14 protein-coding genes are annotated in these 19,854 nt (G+C 54.1%); 8 read left to right on the top strand and 6 right to left on the bottom strand.

What is annotated here, in order from left to right; translation table 11 throughout:
- Nucleotides 1-80: 80 nt before the first annotated feature.
- The 3 genes from WN16_RS20725 to ypfH all read left to right on the top strand — a co-directional run bounded on the left by WN16_RS20725 (nucleotide 81) and on the right by ypfH (nucleotide 3,750).
- Nucleotides 81-947 (top strand): neutral zinc metallopeptidase, encoded by an 867-nt coding sequence (locus WN16_RS20725; RefSeq protein ID WP_003037967.1) that lies wholly within the window; start codon nucleotides 81-83, stop codon nucleotides 945-947.
- 15 nt (nucleotides 948-962) lie between these two features.
- Nucleotides 963-2,978 (top strand): GNAT family N-acetyltransferase, encoded by a 2,016-nt coding sequence (locus tag WN16_RS20720; RefSeq protein WP_044701777.1) that lies wholly within the window; start codon nucleotides 963-965, stop codon nucleotides 2,976-2,978.
- Between the two features lie 73 nt (nucleotides 2,979-3,051).
- Complete coding sequence (gene ypfH / locus WN16_RS20715; protein WP_003037972.1) at nucleotides 3,052-3,750, top strand: esterase; 699 nt, start codon at nucleotides 3,052-3,054, stop codon at nucleotides 3,748-3,750.
- Between the two features lie 103 nt (nucleotides 3,751-3,853).
- Here ypfH and WN16_RS20710 read toward each other — a convergent pair whose 3' ends face one another.
- From WN16_RS20710 to WN16_RS20700, 3 genes are read right to left on the bottom strand one after another with little or no spacing between them, the layout of a single operon-like run.
- Nucleotides 3,854-4,054, bottom strand: a complete 201-nt coding sequence (locus WN16_RS20710; RefSeq protein WP_044701776.1) for a hypothetical protein — start codon at nucleotides 4,052-4,054, stop codon at nucleotides 3,854-3,856.
- A gap of 27 nt (nucleotides 4,055-4,081) precedes the next feature.
- Nucleotides 4,082-5,209 (bottom strand): succinyl-diaminopimelate desuccinylase, encoded by a 1,128-nt coding sequence (dapE, locus tag WN16_RS20705; protein WP_003037976.1) that lies wholly within the window; start codon nucleotides 5,207-5,209, stop codon nucleotides 4,082-4,084.
- Nucleotides 5,210-5,212: 3 nt separating this feature from the next.
- Nucleotides 5,213-5,569 carry an ArsC family reductase gene (locus WN16_RS20700; protein ID WP_044701771.1) on the bottom strand — a complete coding sequence of 119 codons (357 nt, stop codon included), beginning with the start codon at nucleotides 5,567-5,569 and terminating at the stop codon, nucleotides 5,213-5,215.
- A gap of 388 nt (nucleotides 5,570-5,957) precedes the next feature.
- On the opposite strand from WN16_RS20700, the gene ypfM reads away from it, so the two are divergent.
- Nucleotides 5,958-6,017: a protein YpfM gene (ypfM, locus tag WN16_RS20695; protein WP_001386977.1), complete on the top strand. Its 60-nt coding sequence runs from the start codon at nucleotides 5,958-5,960 to the stop codon at nucleotides 6,015-6,017.
- Nucleotides 6,018-6,092: 75 nt separating this feature from the next.
- Here the strand turns inward: ypfM and acrD are convergent, their stop codons facing one another.
- Together acrD and narQ are read right to left on the bottom strand one after the other, a co-directional pair.
- The gene (gene acrD / locus WN16_RS20690; RefSeq protein ID WP_044701770.1) at nucleotides 6,093-9,206 is read right to left on the bottom strand and encodes a multidrug efflux RND transporter permease AcrD; all 3,114 of its coding nucleotides are present in this window, start codon (nucleotides 9,204-9,206) and stop codon (nucleotides 6,093-6,095) included.
- Between the two features lie 184 nt (nucleotides 9,207-9,390).
- Entirely contained in the window at nucleotides 9,391-11,088 is a 1,698-nt protein-coding gene (gene narQ / locus WN16_RS20685; protein WP_044701769.1) for a nitrate/nitrite two-component system sensor histidine kinase NarQ, read from the bottom strand.
- A gap of 260 nt (nucleotides 11,089-11,348) precedes the next feature.
- On the opposite strand from narQ, the gene aegA reads away from it, so the two are divergent.
- From aegA to WN16_RS20670, 3 genes are all read left to right on the top strand, one after another.
- Nucleotides 11,349-13,328, top strand: coding sequence for a formate-dependent uric acid utilization protein AegA (aegA, locus tag WN16_RS20680; RefSeq protein WP_003847242.1), 1,980 nt, complete (start codon nucleotides 11,349-11,351; stop codon nucleotides 13,326-13,328).
- A gap of 156 nt (nucleotides 13,329-13,484) precedes the next feature.
- Nucleotides 13,485-14,060, top strand: coding sequence for a GDP-mannose pyrophosphatase NudK (gene nudK / locus WN16_RS20675; protein ID WP_003838513.1), 576 nt, complete (start codon nucleotides 13,485-13,487; stop codon nucleotides 14,058-14,060).
- Nucleotides 14,061-14,183: 123 nt separating this feature from the next.
- Entirely contained in the window at nucleotides 14,184-15,227 is a 1,044-nt protein-coding gene (locus WN16_RS20670; protein ID WP_044701797.1) for a DUF1176 domain-containing protein, read from the top strand.
- Here WN16_RS20670 and tkt read toward each other — a convergent pair.
- On the bottom strand, nucleotides 15,217-17,211 hold the full coding sequence (gene tkt / locus WN16_RS20665; RefSeq protein ID WP_044701767.1) for a transketolase: 1,995 nt from the start codon (nucleotides 17,209-17,211) through the stop codon (nucleotides 15,217-15,219). The two genes, WN16_RS20670 and tkt, sit on opposite strands and share 11 nt — an antisense overlap.
- A gap of 280 nt (nucleotides 17,212-17,491) precedes the next feature.
- Here tkt and maeB point away from each other — a divergent pair, with 280 nt between their 5' ends.
- Nucleotides 17,492-19,771, top strand: a complete 2,280-nt coding sequence (gene maeB / locus WN16_RS20655) for an NADP-dependent oxaloacetate-decarboxylating malate dehydrogenase (RefSeq protein ID WP_003838520.1) — start codon at nucleotides 17,492-17,494, stop codon at nucleotides 19,769-19,771.
- The last annotated feature ends 83 nt before the right edge of the window (nucleotides 19,772-19,854 follow it).

The following is a 19,854-nucleotide window of genomic DNA, read 5'->3' as shown; positions in this document are numbered from 1 at the left end:
TTTGATTACTATTTCTTATGGTAATCCTGTTCCGAACCGCCTACGATCATCATCATAATGAATAAAAAGTTGAGGTGATTATGCGCTGGCAAGGGCGTCGTGAAAGTGACAACGTGGAAGACAGACGAAACAGCTCTGGCGGCGGCCCCTCTATGGGTGGGCCTGGTTTTCGTCTGCCCAGTGGTAAAGGCGGTATCATCCTGCTGATTGTGGTGCTGGTGGCGGGTTATTATGGCGTGGATCTCACCGGATTAATGACCGGCCAGCCGGTCTCCCAACAACAATCATCACGCTCCATCAGCCCAAACGATGATGAAGCGGCAAAATTTACCTCGGTGATTCTGGCTACAACAGAAGATACCTGGGGACAGCAGTTTGAAAAAATGGGCCGCACCTACCAACAGCCGAAGCTGGTGATGTACCGGGGCGCGACGCGCACCGGCTGCGGCGCGGGCCAGTCCGTGATGGGGCCGTTTTATTGTCCGGCAGATGGTACGGTATATATCGACCTTTCATTCTATGATGACATGAAAAACAAGCTGGGCGCTGATGGTGATTTTGCGCAGGGCTATGTTATCGCCCATGAAGTGGGTCACCACGTGCAGAAACTGCTGGGTATTGAACCGAAAGTTCGCCAGATGCAACAAAACGCCTCACAAGCTGAGGTGAACCGTCTTTCCGTTCGTATGGAACTGCAGGCGGACTGCTTTGCCGGTGTCTGGGGCCACAGCATGCAGCAGCAGGGCGTGCTGGAGTCTGGTGACCTGGAAGAGGCACTAAACGCCGCACAGGCCATTGGTGACGATCGCCTGCAACAGCAAGGACAAGGACGCGTCGTACCGGACAGCTTTACTCACGGAACCTCTGAACAGCGTTTTACCTGGTTCAAGCGCGGCTTTGATAGCGGCGATCCGGGACAATGTAATACCTTTGGTAAAGGTATTTAAGATACAGAGGCAGGGATGTCCGATAACACGGCGCTGAGGGCGTTAACCGAACAGATGGCTCGTGAGGGGATCCGTCGTTTGCTGATTATCAGCGGCGAGGAGAACTGGTGTCAGGGGCAGGCGTTAGCGCTACGCGACATATTACCCGGCGACTGGTTGTGGGTAGGGGCGAATGCCCCTGCTGAACCGAACTGTACGCCACAGGCGCTGCAAACGTTACTGGGGCGCGAGTTTCGTCATGCAGTTTTCGACGCCGGGCAGGGATTTGACGCTGCGGCGTTTGCCGCCTTAAGCGGTACACTGCTTGCCGGCAGTTGGCTGGTTTTGCTGACCCCACCCTGGCATTCCTGGCACACGCATCCGGACGTGGATTCACTACGCTGGAGCGATTGTGCTGAGCCCATTCCCACACCGCACTTTGTTGAGCACGTCAAACGGGTGATTTCCCTCGATAGACAGGCTCTGCACTGGCAGCAGCATCAGCCGGTTTCCTGTCCGCACTTTCCTGCTCGCGCAGCCTGGCTTGCGGCAACCGGCGAACCCCAACCAGAACAGGCGATGATATTAAATCATTTGCTGGCTATGCCTCCCGGTGTGGTTGCGGTGACGGCCGCACGGGGTCGGGGCAAATCCGCTCTGGCAGGGCAACTCATAGCGCGGATTAACGGCACTGCGATTGTGACCGCACCTGCCAAAGCTGCAACGGATGTGCTGGCACAATTTGCCGCAGAGCGTTACCGCTTTATGGCGCCGGATGCACTATTAAGCAGTTCTGAAACCGCAGACTGGCTGATTGTGGATGAAGCCGCCGCGATCCCCGCGCCGCTGCTACACCAACTGGTGGCGCGTTTTCCTCGTACGCTGTTAACCACTACAGTACAAGGCTACGAGGGAACGGGTAGAGGCTTCTTGCTGAAATTCTGCGCCCGCTTCCCCAATCTTCGACGCTATGAGTTGCAACAACCCGTACGCTGGGCGCAGGGATGTCCGCTGGAGCAAATTGTCAGCGATGCGCTGGTGTTTGATGATGAAACGTTCACGCATGCCCCATTGGGGGAGCTTCACTTCTCGGCATTTGAGCAACAGTCCTGGGATGCTAGCCCGGCGCTGCCGTTAGCGGTATACCAGTTGCTCTCCGGAGCGCATTATCGCACCTCGCCATTAGACCTGCGGCGAATGATGGACGCGCCTGGTCAGCATTTTCTTCAGGCATCAACCGCTGACTCAGTGGCGGGTGCTGTCTGGCTGGTCGATGAAGGGGGACTATCCGCAGAATTAAGCCAGGCCGTCTGGGCCGGATATCGTCGACCGAGGGGGAATCTGGTTGCACAGTCGCTGGCGGCGCACGGTGGTGACCCGTTGGCGGCGACGCTCGTCGGGAGAAGAGTCAGTCGAATTGCGGTTCATCCTGCGCGCCAAAGAGAAGGTATTGGGCAACAGCTGATTGTGCTGGCCCACCACTATTCCACATCGTGTGACTATCTGTCGGTCAGTTTTGGGTATACGGCTGAACTATGGCGTTTCTGGCAGTGCTGCGGTTTTGTGCTGGTGCGAATGGGAAATCACCGGGAAGCCAGCAGCGGCTGTTATACCGCCATGGCGTTGCTGCCGATCAGCGAAGCGGGAAAGCGCCTTGCCGAGCGGGAGCACCAGCATTTGCGGCGTGACGCGGAAATCCTTGCGCGATGGAATGGTGAGAGCATTCCGCTGGTCCCGCTGAAAGAGACTACGCTTAATGAGGATGACTGGGCTGAGCTGGCTGGGTTTGCCTTCGCGCATCGGCCATTATTGACGTCGCTAGGCTGTCTGAATCGTCTGCTTGAGCACAGTGAATTACCTCTTCCGGCATTGCGCGGACGTATACAGGCTAAACGCAGCGACGCCGAATTATGCCAACAGCTGAAGATCTCAGGTCGTAAAGCGCTGCTGGTCGTTCAGCGCGCCGAAGCGGCACAAGCGTTAAATCAGCTGGATGCTGAACGTGAACAGCGGCTACATAATCGCATTATGCAATGGCAATTTTTTCACTAACATCTTCAATTTCCTGGCATGGTCATTGCGGTTAAGCGGCGTAGAATGATTCTCATCAGTTAAGGAGATCGCCATGAAACATGACCATTTTGTTGTTCAAAGTCCCGATAAACCCGCTCAACAGCTACTGCTGCTGTTTCATGGCGTCGGCGATAACCCGGTTGCCATGGGTGAAATTGGCTCCTGGTTTGCGCCGCTGTTTCCGGATGCGTTAATCGTCAGCATTGGCGGGGCAGAGCCTTACGGTACGACTTCCGGACGTCAGTGGTTTTCGGTACAGGGCGTAACGGAAGAGAACCGCCAGGCGCGTATTGACGCGATTATGCCGGTGTTTATCGAAACCGTGCGCTACTGGCAGAAACAAAGCGGCGTTTCACCGCAGGCCACCGCGCTGATTGGTTTTTCTCAGGGTTCGATTATGTCGCTTGAGAGCATCAAAGCCGAGCCGGGGCTGGCGTCGCGGGTCATTGCTTTCAATGGTCGCTATGCCACCTTACCGGAGGTTGCAACTACCGCAACGACGGTGCATTTGATTCACGGTGGTGAAGACCGGGTGATAGAGCTCTCCCATGCCGTTGCCGCGCAGGAGGCATTAATTGCTGCGGGTGGGGATGTGACGCTGGATATCGTCGAAAACCTGGGGCACGCCATTGATGAACGCAGCATGCAGTTTGCGCTCGATCATCTGCGTTTTACCGTACCGAAGCACTATTTTGATGAAGCGCTGAGCGGCGGTAAGCCTCACGATGATGATGTGATTGAGATGATCTGATTGATAACCGTAGGCCGGATAAAACGCGAAGCGTTGCCATCCGGCACTTAACGCCCGGTGGCGCTAGCGCTTACCGGGCCTACGTGACTTATCGGCCTGGAAATTATTTCTTCGGTTGATCCTTGTTCGGCCAATCGTCGTCGTCATCCCATTTATCGTTAAAGTCACGATGCGGGGGAAGCTCCGGTTTGTTGGCCAGATATTTCTTTGAATCGACGCGCTTGAGATCTTTGATAACGTTAAGCAGCACGCCTACCAGAAACACCAACACCAGAATCCACCAATATTTTGCTAGCCAGTCCATGTATTTTTCCTCTTGCAGGAACACTCATCAGGCGACGAGTTGCTCCATGATACGTTGATACATACGGGCAAGCAGCTGCAGGTCGGCGGCATTAACACATTCATTTATTTTATGAATAGTGGCGTTGACCGGCCCAAGTTCGACTACCTGTGCCCCCATGCGGGCAATAAAGCGCCCGTCGGACGTCCCGCCTGTAGTCAGTAACTGCGGTTTAATTTCATTATAGTGCTCAATGGCGTTCACTACTGCATCCACCAGTTTACCGCGTTCAGTCAGGAACGGCTGACCGGAAAGCCACCAGTCGACGGTATAGCGCAACTGATGTTTCTCCAGCAGCGCGTGAACCCGTGCTTTAATCATCTCATCGGTCAGCTCAGTGCTGAAACGGAAGTTGAACTGGATAAACAGTTCTCCGGGGATAACGTTGTTGCTGCCGGTACCTGCCTGAATATTGGCAATCTGCATGCTGGTCGCCGGGAAGAATTCGTTCCCCTGATCCCACTCAATCGCCACCAGTTCGTTGAGCATTGGCGCCGCGCGGTGTACCGGGTTATCGGCCAGATGCGGATAGGCTACGTGCCCCTGCACGCCATGAATGGTCAGGTTGCAGGTCAGTGAACCACGACGTCCATTCTTGACTACGTCGCCAACGATTTCCGTGCTGGACGGCTCGCCAACCAGACAATAATCCAGTCGCTCATTACGCGCCATCAGTGCTTCAACCACCTTTACGGTGCCGTTTTTGGCGCTGGCTTCTTCGTCGGACGTTATCAAAAATGCCAGACGACCCTGATGGTTTGGATGCTGGGCGACAAAACGCTCTGCGGCCACGACCATCGCTGCCAGTGAGCCTTTCATATCGGCAGCGCCACGCCCGAACAGCATGCCATCGCGAATGGTCGGTTCGAACGGTGGATTGATCCAACGATCGACATCGCCGGCGGGCACTACGTCGGTGTGACCGGCAAATGCCAGGGTCTCACCTTTACCGCGCCATGCCCAAAAATTCTGTGTGTCACCAAAATCCATACGCTCAACGGTAAAACCTACCGCGCGCAGGCGTTCAATCATTAACGCCTGGCACCCGGCATCATCCGGGCTCAGGGAAGGACGGCGAATAAGCTGCTGTGTCAGCTCAATAACCGGGCACGACATAGACTACACCTCATTAAAAAACAGAGTATAACTGGATTCACTGAAACCAAGCAGCATAGGCTTACCCGGCGCGCAGAGCAATGGGCGTTTGATAATTGCTGGCATTTCAATCATCAATGCGGCGGCGGAAGCCGCATCGGTGATTTGACTGCGCGTGGATTCATCGAGTTTACGCCAGGTGGCTCCACGTGTATTGAGCAGCGCTTCCCAACCTAATTCGCTGATAAAGGACTGTAATAGCGTATTGTCAAGACCGTCGACGCGATAATCATGAAAGCGATAGTCAATACCTTGAGCTTCCAACCAGCGTCTGGCTTTTTTAATCGTGTCGCAATTCTTAATGCCGTAGAGGGTGATCATTTGAATCCTTATTGACGTAATTTGAATATTTATTCTTTTATTATGTGGCAATGAATAATACATATTGTCATTCAATCGTTATAGAAAAATATAACATTGTTGAACAATAGTGAATAATGATTCCTGAAAGTTCCAAAAATACCGTATAACTAAAAATCAGAATCTGCCTGTTTGCATCAGCCTGTTTTTCCATCAGAATTGCAAAAGTAGTAGATGATGTATGAATATTTCAAAATATTGCAGTAAGTCACATAAAATTTATGGGTATGGCGCATAGTGATCACATAAACCCCAAACACGGGAGGATGTAATCACAACCATCGGTTAAATGTTCTTCTTTTGATGATGATGATTTTGTAGAATGCTCATAATAATAAGAGAGGTTGTTATGATTGAACGTGAACTGGGGAACTGGAAAGACTTTATCGAAGTGATGCTTCGTAAATAATTTTCTGGAAGAAATTCATATCCTGTAAAGGATAAAAAAAGGCGACTCAACGTAAGTCGCCTTTTTTGTGCCCGATTATTCCGGGCGCGGTTTCAACGGGAAGCGTCTGCGTACCAGCACAAAGAACAGGGGCACGAAGTAAATCGCCAGGATAGTGGCTGAAATCATCCCGCCCATTACGCCTGTCCCCACCGCATGTTGACCGCCAGAACCTGCGCCACTGCTGATGGTCATCGGCAGAACCCCAAAGATAAACGCCAGCGAGGTCATCAGAATCGGACGCAAGCGCTGGCGACAGGCGTGGAGCGTGGCATCGAGCAGATCGTGTCCTTTCTCGTTCATCTCATTGGCGAATTCAACAATCAATATTGCGTTCTTCGCCGATAGCCCGATAACGGTAAGTAACCCGACCTGGAAGTACACGTCGTTTTCCAGACCGCGCATCCAGGTCGCCAGCAGAGCACCAATGACCCCCAGCGGCACAACCAGCATGACGGAGAAGGGAACTGACCAGCTTTCATACAGGGCCGCCAGACACAGGAATACCACCAGCAGAGAAATGGCGTACAGGGCGGGGGCCTGAGAACCCGACAGCCGTTCCTGATAAGACATCGCAGTCCATTCGAGGCCGAATCCGGTCGGCAACTGGCGCACCAGCGATTCCATTATGTCCATCGCTGTACCGGTACTGACGCCGGACGCGGCTTCTCCGACAATCTCGACCGCGGAGTAGCCGTTGTAGCGTTCCAAACGCGGTGAACCGGTTTCCCAGCGCGACGTGGCAAAGGCCGAGAAAGGCACCATGCCACCGTTGTTATTACGGACGTACCACAAATTGATGTCGTCAGGGAGCATGCGATATTTTGCTGCCGCCTGCACGTAAACCTTCTTCACGCGACCGCGGTCCATAAAGTCATTGACGTAGCTGGAACCCCAGGCCGTTTGCAATGTATCGTTGATGTCGTCGATGGAAACGCCCAGAGCCTGGGCTTTGCGCTGATCGATATCAATTTGCAACTGCGGGCTGTCGTCCAGACCGTTATGACGAACGCGGGTCAGGGAAGAATCCTTCCCGGCCAGCTCAATCAGCTTGTCGCGCGCGGCCATTAACGCGTCATGTCCCGCTCCAGCGTGATCCTGCAGCTCCATATCGAAACCGGCAGAGCTTCCGAGGCCACTGATAGCCGGAGGGCTACTGGCGAAGACGCGGGCTTCTTTAATCTTATTAAAGGCTTTGGTCGCACGTTCAATGATGGCGAAAGAGGTTCCGGTTGTGGTGTCGCGCTCATCCCAGTCTTTTAAACGGACAAACATACGCGCCACGTTTTGACCGTTCCCGCCAGGGCCTGAACCGACCGTGGAAAAGACCGACATAATGTTGTCTTTCTCATGGGTGAAGTAATACTTCTCTACTTCCTCAACCACTTTCAATGTTTGTTGCTGTGTGGAGCCGCTGGGCAGCTGTACCGAGGTGGTAAACATGCCGCGGTCTTCCAGCGGCAGGAAGGAGGTTGGCAGGCGCAGGAACAGGAAAACCATTCCGCCGAGCAGCAGGCCGTAGATCAGTATCCAGCGCAGGCTGCGGTGCAGGATCCTGGCAACGCCTTTTTCGTAGCGCTCGGCGTTGCGATTAAACATTCGGTTAAACCAGCCGAAGAAACCGGTTTGTCCGTGATGCTCGCCCTTATGCAGCGGTTTGAGCAGGGTGGCGCACAGAGCAGGAGTGAGGATCATCGCCACCAGAACAGACAGCACCATTGCGGAGACGATAGTAATCGAGAACTGGCGGTAAATAGCCCCGGTAGTGCCGCCGAAGAAGGCCATCGGGATAAACACCGCCGACAGCACCATGGCAATACCAACCAGCGCGCCCTGGATTTGCCCCATCGATTTCCGCGTCGCTTCCCGCGGTGTGAGCCCTTCCTCACTCATAATACGCTCGACGTTTTCCACTACCACTATGGCGTCATCGACCAGCAGGCCGATCGCCAGCACCATCGCAAACATCGTCAAGGTGTTAACGCTATAGCCAAAGGCGTAAAGCACGGAGAAGGTACCCATCAGGACGACGGGAACGGCGATGGTGGGAATCAGCGTGGCGCGGAAGTTTTGCAGGAACAGGTACATCACGAGGAATACCAGCGCGATCGCTTCCAGCAGGGTTTTTACCACGTCGATGATTGAGGCTTTGACAAAGGAGGTGGTTTCATATGCCACCTTATATTCCAGCCCATGTGGAAAATACTGTGACAGTTCGTCAAGGCGGTTGAGCACCAGTTCCGCCGTCGCCATTTCATTGGCGCCTGAAGCCAGCTTCACGCCCAGACCGGAGGCAGGATTTCCATTAAAGCGGCTGAGGTAATCATACTTTTCAGCACCCATTTCGACCGTAGCCACATCGCCCAGTTTAACTTCTGAGCCATCCTGGTTGACACGTAGAGTAATGGCGCGGAATTCATCCGGAGTCTGCAGTAGCGACTGGGCGTTGATCGTCGCGTTCAGCGCCTGCTTGTCCACCGAAGGCGTACCGCCAAGTTGTCCGACCGCAATCTGCGCATTCTGTGACTCGATAGCGTCGGTCACATCTTTAGCGGTCATCTGGAAACTGTTCAGTTTGGCCGGGTCAAGCCAGATTCGCATGGAGTACTGTGAGCCGTAAGCGTCAATATCCCCCACGCCGTTAATACGGCTGAGCGGATCCTGAATGTTACTGGCGACATAGTCGGCGATGTCCTGCTTATCCATTGAGCCATCGGTGGAGACAAAGGCGATTGTCAGAATATTGGTGTCCCCGGTCTTACGCACCGTGACCCCCTGATCCTGTACCGCCTGCGGTAGTTTACGCATTGCCGATTGCAGCTGGTTTTGCACCTGCTGGACGGCCTCATCAGGATCGGTTCCGGCGACAAAGCTCAGCGTAACTGATGCCTGACCTGTCCCGCTGCTCTGTGACGACATGTACATCAGGTTATCGAGACCGGTCATGTTCTGCTCGATCACCTGGGTGACGGTGTTTTCCAGAGTCTGAGCCGAGGCGCCAGGATAGTTGGCGGTGACCCGTACATTTGGCGGCGCCAGATCGGGATATTGCTCAACGGGCAGTGAAAAAATAGCCAGGGCTCCTGTCAGGCACAACAGGATAGCTAACACCCAGGCAAAAATGGGGCGATCGATGAAAAAATTCGCCATTAAAAGAGGACCTCGTGTTTCTGCGTATCGTTATGGGTATGGCTTGCTTCACTTTAGCGGCAAGGTACGGGTCAAACGTGGAGAAAAAAAGAAGATAATGTAAATTATCATGCCCGTTTACAGCATACCTTTCGTGCCAACGCCGTCAGGCCAGGATCCAGACCCGACGGCGCTTTGCGGTTCTTTACGTTAGATAACTGTCTGATTCAGCCGAGCGGAAACTGATGCTTACCAACGTTCCTCCTCCGGAAGGTTGAGAGAAGGTCAACGTGCCGCTTAGTCTTTCCGCCCGCTCACGCATAATATTTAGTCCATAGTGCCCTGTAGGCTCATGCGGCTCGCCAATGCCGATGCCGTTATCGCGGATATAAACCGTGTGGTTGCCGTCCGGAGCCGTTACGCAACTGACGGCAATTTCGCTCGCACTGGCATGCTTAATGGCGTTCAGCACCGCTTCGCGGATGATCTGCAACAGGTGCACTTGCATTTGCGCATCCAACGCCAGCGTGGGTAACCGACAGTCGAGTGTGAGTTTAGCTGAGGTTTGATTTTGCAGAGTTTCCAGCATTTCATGCAGGGCGGAGGGTAAGTCTGCCTGTTGTAAGGTCAGACGGAAGGTGGTGAGCAGTTCGCGTAGCTGGCGGTAGGCATCGTTCAGCGCCTGGGAGAAATCCGCCATGATGCTTTGCGCTGGGGCGTTATCTTCCGGAATTGACCGCTTCAGCAGCGTCAACTGAATGCGTAAATAAGAGAGCACCTGTGCCAGTGAGTCGTGCAGTTCGCGTGCAATCGTCGCTCGCTCCTCCATTAACAACAGTTGCTGAAAATGTTTTTGTGCCTGGTTGAAGTACAACCCGCGTCCCAGCATTGAGGAAACGCTGTTAAGCAGTGGAATAGAAGCATTGACGTTTGGACTTTGCCAGTGCAGTTCGCCGTAGACGGTTTCCTGCATAGTGACCGGCAGGATCTGCATCGGCAGCTCCAGGCTTTTAGTCCCTTCGCTAATCCGCCAGTTATCACCGACGGTGAGCTCAAGGAAATACGCGGCGTCATGTTCGCGGACGATCTGTAAAATATGGCGGAAGCAGTGCACGTCAATCTGGCTGGTATTTAACGCCTGGGAGCACTGATACAACACCTCCAGACGGCGATTGGCTTCATGGAGATCGTGAGTTTTCTCGGCAACAGACGCTTCCAGCGAGCGATACAGCTTGTGTAATTCACTCGACATCTGGCTAAACGTTTTGCCCAGCAACCCCAGTTCATTGGGCAAACCGGTATCCAGCGGTGGGATATTAAACTGACCGTGTTCAATTTGCTGACTGGCCATCACCAGTTTATTCAGCGGACGCACCACCTGCTGGCGAATGCGCCGCAGGGTAAAGAAGACGAGGGTGAATATGCCGATCCCGCCCGCCAGCGAGATGCCAAATACCAGCATGACTTTACGCTCGGCATAATGTTGCAACGCCAGCACGAAGAGATCGATTTGATCGACGTAGTTGTTGATATTGGCCTGGTACCATTTTAAATCGCCGTCGATCAGGCGGGCATTCATTTCCAGCCAGTTAGCATGCAGACGTCCATAGCGGCTTTTTACCGCTTGTGGCACATACCACGCATTCAGATTCTGTAATGCCGGTGCGTTTAGCGCCTGCTGGAAAAGCTGGCGGTGGGCGTTAAGCTGCGGGCTCTGGCTTTGCAGATCGTAACCCAGACGGTAGCTTTGCATGCGCAATGAGCCAGCAACGTTGATGGCTTCGGCATCTCGCAAGCTGCTGGTCAGCGTGAGCAGCGCAATACCTGTTGAGAGAATTGACAGCAGCACTATGTAGAAAAAAGCTTTAGCCAGACTGGCCGAGACCGGACGCTTTACCGTCACTTGTGCATCCTCACACAATACACGTCGCGCCTGAAAACAGCGTGAACGATGCGGTGTATTTGATAAAGGTTAATAAAACGCCATGAAACTGGATGGTAACTGAAACACAATTTCATATGCGATGAAATAAATTGATCTGCCACAGGTTCTGCATAAATAGTTGTGCTTCCTGGGCAAATGAACATTGCCGCTTCCTTCCGTGTCGGTTAATAACACTCTTATAAAGAATAAGGTTTTTGCAACCAAAAAAGAAGGAAGCCATGAATCGTTTTATTATGGTCAATAGCCAGCAGTGCCTGGGATGCCATGCCTGTGAGGTCGCTTGCGTCATGGCTCACAATGGCGAACAGCATGTCCTGAGCCAACGGCATTTTCAGCCCCGAATTACCGTCATTAAACATCAGCAGCAGCGCAGCGCGGTGACCTGTCACCACTGCGAAGATGCACCCTGCGCCAGAAGTTGCCCAAATGGGGCAATTAGCCATGATAACGACAGCGTTCAGGTGAACCCGCAAAAGTGCATTGGCTGTAAATCGTGCGTCGTTGCCTGTCCTTTCGGCACGATGCAGATCGTACTCACTCCCGTCGCCAAAGGGAAGGTGAAAGCCACCGCGCACAAATGCGATCTGTGCCAGGGGCGTGAACAGGGGCCCGCCTGCGTAGAGAACTGCCCGGCGCAGGCGTTACAGTTGGTGACGGAAAATTCGCTTACCGGTCTGTCAAAAGCGCGCAGGCTGCGTACCGCAAGTCTGGAAAGCCAGCCATGGCACGCCAGCACTACCGATTTTGTTCCACATGTCATCACCAAACGTGAGCAAATGCAGGCGACGCCTGCGCGTGGTGAACCGGATAAACTGGCGATTGATGCCCGGAAAACCAGCTTTGAAGAGATCTATCTGCCGTTTCGTACGGCGCAGGCGGAGCGGGAAGCCTCTCGCTGCCTGAAATGCGGCGACCACAGTATTTGCGAATGGACCTGTCCGTTGCATAACCACATTCCGCAGTGGATTGAGCTGGTCAAAGCCGGAAACATCGATGCCGCGGTTGAGCTTTCACATCAAACCAACTGCTTGCCGGAGGTGACCGGGCGTGTATGCCCGCAGGATCGACTCTGCGAAGGGGCATGCACGGTGCGTAGTGAGCATGGCGCAGTCACCATCGGTAATATTGAGCGTTACATCTCCGATCGGGCGCTGAGTAAAGGGTGGCGACCGGACTTAAGCCATGTGCAGAAAGTGGACAAGCGTGTTGCCATTATCGGCGCGGGTCCGGCGGGTCTGGCCTGCGCAGATGTGCTGGCGCGTAGCGGTATCAGTGCCACCGTTTACGATCGCCATCCTGAAATTGGCGGTTTGCTGACGTTCGGTATTCCGGCCTTCAAACTGGACAAATCGCTGCTGACGCGTCGCCGTGAAATCTTCAGCGCTATGGGGATTCATTTCGAACTTAACTGTGAAGTGGGTAAGGACGTCGCACTTGAAAAGTTGCTGGAGGATTACGATGCCGTGTTCGTGGGGGTGGGAACCTATCGTTCCATGAAGGCGGACCTGCCAAATGAAGACGCGCCAGGCGTGTATGACGCGCTACCGTTCCTGATTGCCAACACCAAGCAGGTGATGGGGCTGGATGAGTTGCCTGAAGAGCCGTTTATCGATACCGCCGGACTGAACGTGGTGGTTCTGGGCGGAGGCGATACGGCCATGGACTGTGTACGTACCGCGCTGCGCCACGGTGCAAGCCAGGTAACCTGCGCCTATCGTCGTGATGAAGCCAACATGCCGGGTTCGAAAAAAGAGGTGAAGAACGCCCGGGAAGAGGGGGCAAACTTCGAGTTTAACGTCCAGCCGGTTGAGCTGGTGTTGCATGCCGATGGGCGAGTCAGCGGCGTGCGTTTCTTACGTACCCAACTTGGCGAACCTGATGCGCAGGGGCGTCGTCGCCCGGTTCCCATCGCCGGGAGTGAGTTTGTGATGCCCGCAGATGCGGTGATCATGGCGTTTGGTTTTCACCCACACGGCATGCCGTGGCTGGAGTCGCATGGCGTTAAGGTCGATAACTGGGGGCGCATTGCCGCCGATGTTGAAAGCGCATACCGTTACCAAACCAGTAACCCGAAAATCTTTGCCGGTGGCGACGCGGTACGCGGTGCGGACCTGGTGGTGACGGCCATGGCGGAAGGGCGGCACGCCGCCCAGGGGATCGTCGACTGGCTGGGCGTAAAATCAGTCAAATCTCACTAATCGGCGTCCAGGCCGGATAAAACGCGTTAGCGTTGCCATCCGGCAATGTGCCGCATGAATGCCTGATGGCGCTTTGCTTATCAGGCCTACATTGTTCCAAGACAAACCCGGTTTCACGGCGTAGTATTATTTCTCACTTCTTGCTGTGGAGCCGGTATGTCGCAAAAAATTACCCTCATCAAAGATAAAGTCCTCTCCGATAACTACTTCATCCTGCGCAATATCACTTATGACCTGACCCGTAGCACTGGGGAGGTGATTCGTCATAAACGCGAGGTTTACGATCGCGGTAACGGTGCCACAATCCTGCTGTATAACCCGGAGAAGAAAACGGTGGTCTTAATTCGCCAGTTCCGCGTCGCCACCTGGGTCAACGGTAATGAAGATGGTCAACTGATTGAAACCTGCGCCGGGCTGTTGGATAACGATGAACCGGAAGCGTGCATTCGCAAAGAGGCCATTGAAGAGACCGGCTTTGAAGTAGGCGAAGTGCGCAAACTGTTTGAGTTATACATGTCGCCGGGCGGCGTGACGGAAATAATCCACTTCTTCATTGCACAATACAGTGACAGCCAGCGAGCAAACGCGGGTGGCGGTGTGGAAGATGAAGATATTGAAGTTCTGGAACTGCCGTTCACCCAGGCGCTGGAAATGATCAAAACGGGTGAGATCCGTGACGGTAAAACGGTGCTATTGTTGAACTATTTGCAGTCGTCCCATCTCATGGACTAATGCGCGGGATTTATATTTCTTTACAAATTTACGGCCAATCCGACAATTCTTATTGAGCCACATCAGTCGCGCAAGGAAGATACCGCTTAGGCTGTGTGTTTTGACTTCGGGGTTGTACCGTCCATGCGCTATCGCGTTATTCTCCTTTTCCTGCTCGGGTTGCTACCAGCCCGATTGCTCTGGGCTGCGTCCGCGCAACAGGCGTTTTCTGACTGGCAGGTGACGTGTAATAACCAAAATTTTTGCGTGGCGCGCAATACCGGAGAGCACCACGGCCTGGTCATGACCTTGAGCCGCAGCGCCGGGGCACATACTGACGCCGTGTTGCGTATTGAGCTGGGCGGGCTGGAATCGTCCAACGTCAAAGAGAGCGATATTGCGCCGCGTCTGTTGTTGGATGGTGTGCCGCTCTCGCTGAACGGCGAGCACTGGCGTGTTACCCCATGGCAACTGATGACCGATGATCCCGCCACCATTAGCGCATTTTTACAAACCGTACAGGACGCGAAGGCGATTACCCTGCAAAAAGGTGCGCAAAATCTTTCGCTGGTCGGGCTAAAAGCCGCATTGTTGTTTATCGATGCCCAGCAAAAACGGGTTGGCAGCGAAACCGCATGGATCGAAAAAGGTGACGAGCCTCCGCTCAGTGTACCTCCTGCCCCCGCGCTGAAAGGCGTAGCGGTCATTAACCCAACACCAACGCCTCTCACACAGCAAGAGCGCAGTGAACTGCTGGACTATGGTAACTGGCGAATCAACGGTATTCGTTGCTCTATCGATCCGCTGCGTCGCGAGATGCGCGTCACGGCCCTAACGGATGATAAAGCGCTGCTGATGATTGGCTGTGAGGCCGGAGCGTATAACACTATCGATCTGGCGTGGGTGGTTTCACGTACAACCCCGCTGACTTCACGCGCGGTACGGTTAAGCCTGCCTTTTAAAACGGATGCGGAAAGTCGCGATATGGAGCTGACCAACGCTACGTTTGACGAAAAGTCGCGGGAGCTGGTTACCCTCGCTAAAGGACGAGGGTTGGCAGATTGCGGTATCCAGACCCGCTGGCGCTACGATGGTCAGCGTTTTCGCCTGGTGCGCTATGCCCAGGAGCCAAGTTGTGATAACTGGCATGGGCCAGATGCCTGGCCCACACTGTGGATCACACGTTAAGCACCTTGTGTGCTTTGTCGACGATGTTATCTACCGTAAAGCCGAAGAACGGGAACAGTTTGTCTGCCGGAGCCGACTCCCCATAGCCCGTCATCCCAACAATCGCCCCTTTCAGCCCAACATACTTGTACCAGTAGTCGGCAATACCGGCTTCTACCGCCACGCGCGCGCTGACGTTTGCCGGCAGGACCGACTCCCGGTATGCCTCATCCTGGGCGTCGAAGATATCGGTTGAGGGCAGAGAAACTACCCGTACGTTACGGCCTTCGCCGGTCAGTTTTTCCGCCGCCAGCAGTGTGATTTCCATTTCTGAACCGGTAGCAATCAGGATAACATCCGGCTTACCGCCGCCGTCCTTCAGCACATAGCCGCCGCGGGCAATTTGCTGCACCTGCTCAGGTGTGCGCTCAACCTGCGCCAGATTCTGCCGCGAGAGGATCAGCGCCGTTGGCCCGTCATGGCGTTCGACCGCCAGCTTCCAGCCTACTGCCGCCTCAACCTGATCGCACGGTCGCCAGGTACTGAAATTAGGTGTCAGGCGTAGGCTGGCGAGTTGTTCGACGGCCTGGTGCGTGGGACCATCTTCCCCCAGGCCAATCGAGTCGTGGGTATAAACCATGATTTGTCGGGCTTTCATCAGCGCCGCCATGCGCGCGGCATTACGAGCATATTCAACAAACATCAGGAACGTGGCAGTGTAAGGTACGAAGCCCCCGTGGTGCGCGATACCATTGGCAATGGCGGTCATGCCAAATTCCCGCACGCCGTAGTGGATGTAGTTTCCTGCATGATCCTCTTTAAGAGAGGAGGAGCCTTTCCAGATGGTCAGGTTGCTGGGTGCCAGATCCGCCGAGCCGCCGAGCAGTTCTGGCAGTATCGGCCCATAGGCGTTCAGGGTATTTTGCGAAGCTTTACGGGTGGCTATTTTGGCTGGGTTGGCTTGCAGGTCGGTAATATATTTCTGGGTTGTTGCTTCCCACTCCTTAGGCAGTCCGCCGCTCATCCGGCGAGTAAACTCTGCCGCCAGTTCTGGGTAGGCTTGTTCGTAAGCTGCGAATTTTTCCTTCCAGCCCTGTTGCGCTTTTTCGCCTTTCTCGTGTGCGTCCCAGGCCCGGTAAATCTCTTTGGGGATTTCAAAAGCAGGATGATGCCACCCCAGTTTCTGCCGGGTCAGCGCCACCTCTTCTTCGCCCAGCGCAGCGCCATGCGCTTCCTCTTTCCCGGCTTTATTCGGTGAGCCAAAACCAATCACCGTGCGGCAGATAATCAGCGACGGTTTATCGGTAACAGCCTGCGCCTCCTGAATGGCTTTTTTCACCGCCTCAGGGTCATGACCGTCAATGTCGTGCACTACATGCCAGTGGTAAGCCTCAAAGCGTTTTGCAGTATCGTCGGTAAACCAGCCGTCGGTTTCGCCATCAATTGAGATGCCGTTGTGATCGTAGAAGCCGATGAGTTTGCCAAGCCCCAGCGTGCCCGCCAGCGAACAAGCCTCGTGTGAAATACCCTCCATCAGACAGCCGTCGCCCATAAAGACCCAGGTAAAGTGGTTAACAATCTCATGGTCCGGCTGGTTAAACTGCGCTGCCAGCGTGCGCTCGGCAATGGCCATGCCGACGGCGTTGGCCAAACCCTGGCCCAGCGGTCCGGTGGTGGTTTCCACGCCCGGCGTGTAGCCAATTTCCGGGTGACCTGGCGTCTTCGAATGGAGCTGACGGAAGTTCTTTAATTCTTCGATCGGCAGGTCGTAACCGGAAAGATGCAATAGGCTGTAAAGCAGCATTGAGGCGTGGCCGTTGGACAGAATAAACCGGTCACGATCGTACCAGGTGGGATCTGTCGGGTTATGGCGTAGAAAATCGTTCCACAGCACTTCGGCGATATCGGCCATCCCCATTGGTGCTCCTGGGTGGCCGGAGTTAGCTTTTTGGACGGCATCCATACTCAGCGCACGAATGGCATTGGCAAGCTCTTTACGGGTCATAGGAAATACTCCTTGAAAAGTAAAGTGTTAGATGCGTGTTGTGATTCACACTTTTGGGAAAATTGCGGGCGTTGTCAGCAAAAAGCATAGCAGACAAGCATGGTATTGCTGGATTAAGCAGGTAACATGGCTGTTATAAATTGATAACAAATTCTTTCTTTGAATGGTGAGAGTTTGGGGACCTTCAAAGTTTGTGCAGTTGACTGAGGTGATAATGTGCGGCTCAGTAGAATGGTTACCCGCGCCACTTTTTTGATAGATACGTGAAAGGAACAACAAGATGGATGACCAGTTAAAACAAAGCGCCCTCGATTTCCACGAATTTCCAGTACCCGGTAAAATCCAGGTTTCTCCGACCAAGCCTCTGGCAACGCAGCGCGACCTGGCGCTGGCCTACTCGCCGGGCGTGGCTGCACCGTGTCTTGAAATTGAAAAGGACCCGCTGGCAGCCTACAAATACACCGCGCGTGGCAACCTGGTTGCGGTTATCTCTAACGGTACGGCGGTGCTGGGTCTTGGCAACATTGGCGCACTGGCCGGCAAACCGGTGATGGAAGGTAAAGGCGTTCTGTTTAAGAAATTCGCCGGGATCGACGTGTTCGACATTGAAGTCGATGAACTCGATCCGGATAAATTTATCAATGTGGTTGCGGCCCTGGAACCCACGTTTGGCGGTATCAACCTCGAAGATATCAAAGCGCCGGAGTGCTTCTACATTGAGCAAAAGCTGCGCGAACGCATGAATATTCCGGTCTTCCACGATGACCAGCACGGTACAGCAATCATCAGTACTGCCGCAATTCTGAACGGTCTGCGGGTGGTTGAGAAAAATATCTCCGACGTGCGCATGGTGGTGTCTGGCGCAGGCGCGGCGGCGATTGCCTGTATGAACCTGCTGGTAGCGCTGGGTATGCAGAAACACAATATTGTGGTCTGTGACTCCAAAGGCGTGATTTACAAAGACCGCGAACCGAACATGGCGGAAACCAAAGCGGCTTATGCGGTGGTGGATGACGGTAAGCGTACGCTGGATGATGTCATTGACGGCGCAGATATTTTCCTCGGTTGCTCCGGTCCGAAAGTGCTGACGCAGGAAATGGTTAAGAAGATGGCGCGTGCGCCAATGATTCTGGCACTCGCTAACCCGGAACCGGAAATCCTGCCGCCGTTGGCAAAAGAGGTGCGTTCCGACGCAATCATTTGTACTGGTCGTTCAGACTACCCGAACCAGGTTAACAATGTCCTGTGCTTCCCGTTCATCTTCCGCGGTGCGCTGGATGTCGGTGCAACGGCCATCAACGAAGAGATGAAACTGGCGGCGGTGCACGCCATTGCTGAGCTGGCGCATGCCGAGCAGAGTGAAGTGGTGGCCTCTGCTTATGGCGATCAGGACCTGAGCTTCGGCCCGGAATACATCATTCCGAAACCGTTCGACCCGCGTCTGATCGTCAAAATCGCCCCTGCTGTGGCGAAAGCAGCGATGGACTCTGGTGTGGCAACGCGTCCGATTGCCGACTTTGACGCTTACATCGATAAGCTGACTGAATTCGTCTACAAAACCAACCTGTTCATGAAGCCAATTTTCTCCCTGGCACGCAAAGCGCCGAAGCGTGTGGTGCTGACGGAAGGGGAAGAAGCGCGCGTACTGCATGCTACCCAAGAATTGATCACTTTAGGTCTGGCGAAGCCGATCCTGATCGGTCGTCCGAGCGTTATTGAAATGCGTATCCAGAAACTGGGGCTGCAGATCAAAGCGGGCGTCGATTTTGAGATCGTCAACAACGAATCCGATCCGCGCTTTAAAGAGTACTGGAGTGAGTATTATCAGATTATGAAGCGCCGTGGGATCACCCAGGAGCAGGCGCAGCGTGCGGTGATTGCCAACACTACGGTGATCGGTGCAATCATGGTGCAGCGTGGCGAAGCGGATGCGATGATCTGCGGTACGATTGGCGACTACCATGAGCACTTCAGCGTGGTGAAAGAGGTGTTTGGTCATCGTGACGGCGTGCATACTGCCGGGGCGATGAACGCCTTGCTGCTGCCAAGCGGTAACACTTTTATCGCCGATACTTACGTCAACGACGATCCTACACCTGAGCAACTGGCGGAAATCGCCGTGATGGCGGCAGAGACTGTGCGTCGCTTTGGTATTGAACCGAAGGTGGCGTTGCTGTCGCACTCCAACTTTGGTTCCTCTGACTGCCCGTCGGCCAGCAAAATGCGCGAAGCGCTGGAGCTGATTAAGGCGCGCGCGCCAGAGTTGATGATTGACGGCGAAATGCACGGCGACGCCGCGCTGGTGGAAAGTATCCGTAATGACCGCATGCCGGACAGTCCGCTGAAAGGCTCAGCGAATATTCTGGTGATGCCGAATATGGAAGCGGCCCGTATTAGTTACAACTTACTACGCGTTTCCAGTTCTGAAGGCGTAACGGTTGGCCCGGTGCTGATGGGGGTTGCGAAACCTGTTCATGTATTAACGCCGATCGCCTCTGTTCGTCGTATCGTTAATATGGTGGCGCTGGCGGTTGTAGAAGCCCAAACGCAGCCGCTGTAATTTCACTTTAATTAATTTCCGGCGCGGGTTTCTCTCGCGCCTTTTTATTTTCCCTTTCTTAGTGATCTACTTCACCTTTTAAA

Source organism: Citrobacter sp. ABFQG (assembly GCF_004322975.1).
In the GTDB taxonomy this organism is placed as follows: domain Bacteria; phylum Pseudomonadota; class Gammaproteobacteria; order Enterobacterales; family Enterobacteriaceae; genus Citrobacter; species Citrobacter freundii.
Note: the sequence above shows the minus strand (reverse complement) of the source record. Positions and strands in the feature narration are given on the sequence as shown.

Bases quoted from the DNA above. Each gene is read 5' to 3' on its own strand.
- maeB (WP_003838520.1), top strand. From the start codon at position 17,492: ATGGATGACCAGTTAAAACAAAGCGCCCTCGATTTCCACGAATTTCCA.
- nudK (WP_003838513.1), top strand. From the start codon at position 13,485: ATGTCGCAAAAAATTACCCTCATCAAAGATAAAGTCCTCTCCGATAAC.
- tkt (WP_044701767.1), bottom strand. From the start codon at position 17,211: ATGACCCGTAAAGAGCTTGCCAATGCCATTCGTGCGCTGAGTATGGAT.
- WN16_RS20710 (WP_044701776.1), bottom strand. From the start codon at position 4,054: ATGGACTGGCTAGCAAAATATTGGTGGATTCTGGTGTTGGTGTTTCTG.
- aegA (WP_003847242.1), top strand. From the start codon at position 11,349: ATGAATCGTTTTATTATGGTCAATAGCCAGCAGTGCCTGGGATGCCAT.
- WN16_RS20670 (WP_044701797.1), top strand. From the start codon at position 14,184: ATGCGCTATCGCGTTATTCTCCTTTTCCTGCTCGGGTTGCTACCAGCC.
- WN16_RS20725 (WP_003037967.1), top strand. From the start codon at position 81: ATGCGCTGGCAAGGGCGTCGTGAAAGTGACAACGTGGAAGACAGACGA.
- acrD (WP_044701770.1), bottom strand. From the start codon at position 9,206: ATGGCGAATTTTTTCATCGATCGCCCCATTTTTGCCTGGGTGTTAGCT.
- WN16_RS20700 (WP_044701771.1), bottom strand. From the start codon at position 5,569: ATGATCACCCTCTACGGCATTAAGAATTGCGACACGATTAAAAAAGCC.
- WN16_RS20720 (WP_044701777.1), top strand. From the start codon at position 963: ATGTCCGATAACACGGCGCTGAGGGCGTTAACCGAACAGATGGCTCGT.
- ypfH (WP_003037972.1), top strand. From the start codon at position 3,052: ATGAAACATGACCATTTTGTTGTTCAAAGTCCCGATAAACCCGCTCAA.
- dapE (WP_003037976.1), bottom strand. From the start codon at position 5,209: ATGTCGTGCCCGGTTATTGAGCTGACACAGCAGCTTATTCGCCGTCCT.